This window comes from Pseudomonas sp. (genome assembly GCF_050739655.1).
Lineage (GTDB): Bacteria > Pseudomonadota > Gammaproteobacteria > Pseudomonadales > Pseudomonadaceae > Aquipseudomonas.
Map to the genome: position 1 here is coordinate 1 of NZ_JBOIBY010000534.1, position 2,842 is coordinate 2,842.

Here is a 2,842-nt window from a genome sequence, read left to right on the forward strand (position 1 = left end):
CCTCAAGGCGACGCGTTTATCCTGAAACGCGCGCCATGATTCAAGACCTTCGCGAGCAAGCTCGCTCCTACAGGGGTTTCGGTGTACCAGTCACTACATCACAAGGACCTGCATGTCGTTCATCCAAGCCAACCTGATTCATATCCTTGCTGCCATCTGGTTCGTCATCTGCTGGGGCGGTTACACCCGTTATGCGACATGGAGGGGCCGCGATACGGCGTGCCTGGCCAGCGTGCTGCACCTATACCGCGAAGATTGGATGCGCCGCATGCTGCTGCGTGACAACCGCATCGCCGATGCCAGCGTGATCGGCAACCTGGAGCGAAATGCTTCGTTCTTTGCTTCCAGCACACTGATTATCCTGGCCGGTATTCTCACGGTGCTCGGGGCATCGGAGCGCGCGGTGTCGCTGTTGGCAGATATCCCGATGGTGCAACAGGCTTCGCAGGGCATGTCGGAGATCAAGCTGCTGTGCCTGGCGTTGGTGTTTGTCTATGCCTTCTTTACCTTCAGTTGGTGCATGCGTCAGTACAACTTCGCGGCGATTCTGGTGGGCTCGGCGCCCATGGTGGGGGAGCGCCATGTGTCCGAACAAGAGCGCAGAGCCTTTGCAGCCCGGGCTGCACGGGTCATCTCCATGGCGGCCAACCAGTTCAACTTCGGCCTGCGTTCCTATTATTTCGGCATGACCATGCTGGCCTGGTTCGTCAGCCCCTGGTTGTTCATGTTGATGAGTACTGGCGTGGTGTTCGTGTTGTATCACCGTGAGTTTCACTCCGATGTTCTGCACGTAATGGTCTATACCCCTACGGAGGCGCCAATGCCCGAGGCCAATAAAGAGGCGGTTTGATGAGTATTGCATTCTGGTGTGTTCTTATCAGTGCCTTGCTGATTTACGTGGCGCGCATGCCCGTGAGCAAAGCCATGAAAGAGCAGGGCGGTTACAACAATCACTTGCCGCGCCAACAGCAAATGCAACTCACTGGCTTGGGTGCCCGTGCGGTAGCGGCACATCAGAATAGTTTCGAAGCATTCATATTGTTTGCGGTGGGTGTGTTGATGGCGCATACCACGCAGACCGCAGGGTGGCTCATCGACTCGCTGGCGATCATCTTCGTGATCTCGCGTGTGATCTATTTGGTGTGTTATTGGAAAGATCTGGCCTGGCAGCGCAGCCTGGTTTGGCTGGTGGGATTAGTCTGTTCGTTGTTGCTGATGATTAGTCCGACTTTCAGAACGCTAGTACTTTAACGACGCATAACCAAAAGCGACAGGCAAAAGAAAACCCGCACTTGGCGGGTTTTCTTTTATCTGCAGCGAGAAGCGGCTTATTGCTTCTTCTCGGCTTCTTCCTGCGCGGCAGCGTTCGATTCAGCCTGAGCTTTGGCAGCTTCGGCGTTTTCTTTCGCAGCGTCGTTCACTTTATCCTGAGCTTTATTCATATCTTGCTGAGCTTGCTCAGCATGTTTATTAGCATCTTGAGCTTTGTCCTCGGATTTTTTATCGCAGGCGGCGAGACCGAGGGAAGCGGTCAACATCAAGGCAATAGCTAAAGTCTTACGCATGGGGTGTTTCTCCTTATGGAAAATGTCTATCTGGCCTTAAGAGCCCGGCCATCAGCGTTAAGTTCCTTAGATTGTTCAGATATATAAGTTTGTTCTAATGCGGAACTTTTACCCGAACCTCTACCGCAATGACGATTATTAAATAAGAGTTTTTATCAAATGGCCGAAAACCCCATTTTTCAGCGTGCGACGCGATTTCTTTCGGCGCTGCGACATTGTCAGGTCCTCGGATTGCGGGTTCACGACGTCAGTACTGAAGGGCTCACCCTGGTGTTGCCGTACGGCCCGCAAATCGTTGGCAACCCGCAAACCGGTGTGATTCACGGCGGCGTGCTGACAACACTGATGGACACCGCTTGTGGCATGTCCACGCTGTGCGTGCTATCGGAATTCGAAGTCTGTCCGACGCTGGATCTGCGCATCGACTACATGCATGCCGCCGAGCCGCACAAGGATGTTTATGGGTTCGCTCAATGCTATCGGGTGACCACCGATGTGATTTTCGCCCGAGGTTTTGCCTATCAGGACGATCCCGAACAGCCCATCGCCCATGTTGTAGGCACCTTCATGCGCATGGGCAAAGGCATCAAGGGCACTAAAGGCTTTGGTGGCGCGATCGCCGGAGGCACGAAATGACCAACAGTTTTCAGAAGCAACTGCAAACAGCCCATGAGCAGGGCGATTACACCTCGCTGCTGCAGCTCATTCCCTATGCCACGCTGATCGGCGTCGAGTGCTCGCGGGTGGGGGATGAGTTGCTGTTTCGTCTGCCAGCCAACAAGGACAACATTGGTAACCCATTACTGCCAGCCATCCATGGTGGCGTGATCGCCGGTTTCATGGAGCTGGCTGCTGCGCTGCATCTGCTGATCGCTACCGGCTCGCCGGGTGTGCCGAAGATTATCGACTTTTCCCTCGATTACCTGCGGGCCGGGCAGTATCGCGATACCTGGGCCAGATGCCAGGTTTGCCGGCAGGGGCGTCGGGTGGCCAACGTGGCGGTTACCGCCTGGCAAAGCACCGAAGCTGAACCCATCGCCACGGCCCGGGCACATTTCAAACTCGAAGAGCCCTTGAAATCCTGAACACAGCCCCCAACTTTGATGACAACCCGCCGCCGACCGCTCAAGGTCGCGGCCACTGCCATCTGATTGGAGTTTGATGACCATGAGTGTGGAAACTCAAAAGGAAACCCTGGGCTTCCAGACCGAGGTGAAGCAACTGCTGCACCTCATGATCCATTCGCTGTATTCCAACAAGGAAATTTTCCTTCGCGA

General features: G+C 54.8%; 6 protein-coding genes. 5 read left to right on the plus strand and 1 reads right to left on the minus strand.

Annotated elements, in window-relative coordinates:
• Window positions 1-112 precede the first annotated feature (112 nt).
• Entirely contained in the window at window positions 113-850 is a 738-nt protein-coding gene (locus ACRESJ_RS25700) for a DUF599 domain-containing protein (protein ID WP_431760372.1), read from the plus strand.
• On the plus strand, window positions 850-1,251 hold the full coding sequence (locus ACRESJ_RS25705) for an MAPEG family protein (protein WP_431760373.1): 402 nt from the start codon (window positions 850-852) through the stop codon (window positions 1,249-1,251). Before ACRESJ_RS25700 ends, ACRESJ_RS25705 begins: the two co-directional genes overlap by 1 nt.
• Before the next feature lie 77 nt (window positions 1,252-1,328).
• Here the strand turns inward: ACRESJ_RS25705 and ACRESJ_RS25710 are convergent, their stop codons facing one another.
• Window positions 1,329-1,565 (minus strand): hypothetical protein, encoded by a 237-nt coding sequence (locus ACRESJ_RS25710; protein ID WP_431760374.1) that lies wholly within the window; start codon window positions 1,563-1,565, stop codon window positions 1,329-1,331.
• 159 nt (window positions 1,566-1,724) lie between these two features.
• Here ACRESJ_RS25710 and ACRESJ_RS25715 point away from each other — a divergent pair, with 159 nt between their 5' ends.
• The 3 genes from ACRESJ_RS25715 to ACRESJ_RS25725 form a co-directional block, all read left to right on the plus strand.
• The gene (locus ACRESJ_RS25715; RefSeq protein WP_431760375.1) at window positions 1,725-2,201 is read left to right on the plus strand and encodes a PaaI family thioesterase; all 477 of its coding nucleotides are present in this window, start codon (window positions 1,725-1,727) and stop codon (window positions 2,199-2,201) included.
• The gene (locus tag ACRESJ_RS25720; protein WP_431760376.1) at window positions 2,198-2,650 is read left to right on the plus strand and encodes a PaaI family thioesterase; all 453 of its coding nucleotides are present in this window, start codon (window positions 2,198-2,200) and stop codon (window positions 2,648-2,650) included. Before ACRESJ_RS25715 ends, ACRESJ_RS25720 begins: the two co-directional genes overlap by 4 nt.
• An 82-nt stretch (window positions 2,651-2,732) precedes the next feature.
• Window positions 2,733-2,842, plus strand: a 110-nt coding sequence (locus ACRESJ_RS25725) for a hypothetical protein (protein WP_431760377.1), incomplete at its 3' end; no start/stop codon positions are given.

Excerpts from the sequence above, each read along its gene's own strand:
- ACRESJ_RS25720 (WP_431760376.1), top strand. The coding sequence starts at position 2,198 with ATGACCAACAGTTTTCAGAAGCAACTGCAAACAGCCCATGAGCAGGGC.
- ACRESJ_RS25715 (WP_431760375.1), top strand. The coding sequence starts at position 1,725 with ATGGCCGAAAACCCCATTTTTCAGCGTGCGACGCGATTTCTTTCGGCG.
- ACRESJ_RS25700 (WP_431760372.1), top strand. The coding sequence starts at position 113 with ATGTCGTTCATCCAAGCCAACCTGATTCATATCCTTGCTGCCATCTGG.
- ACRESJ_RS25710 (WP_431760374.1), bottom strand. The coding sequence starts at position 1,565 with ATGCGTAAGACTTTAGCTATTGCCTTGATGTTGACCGCTTCCCTCGGT.
- ACRESJ_RS25705 (WP_431760373.1), top strand. The coding sequence starts at position 850 with ATGAGTATTGCATTCTGGTGTGTTCTTATCAGTGCCTTGCTGATTTAC.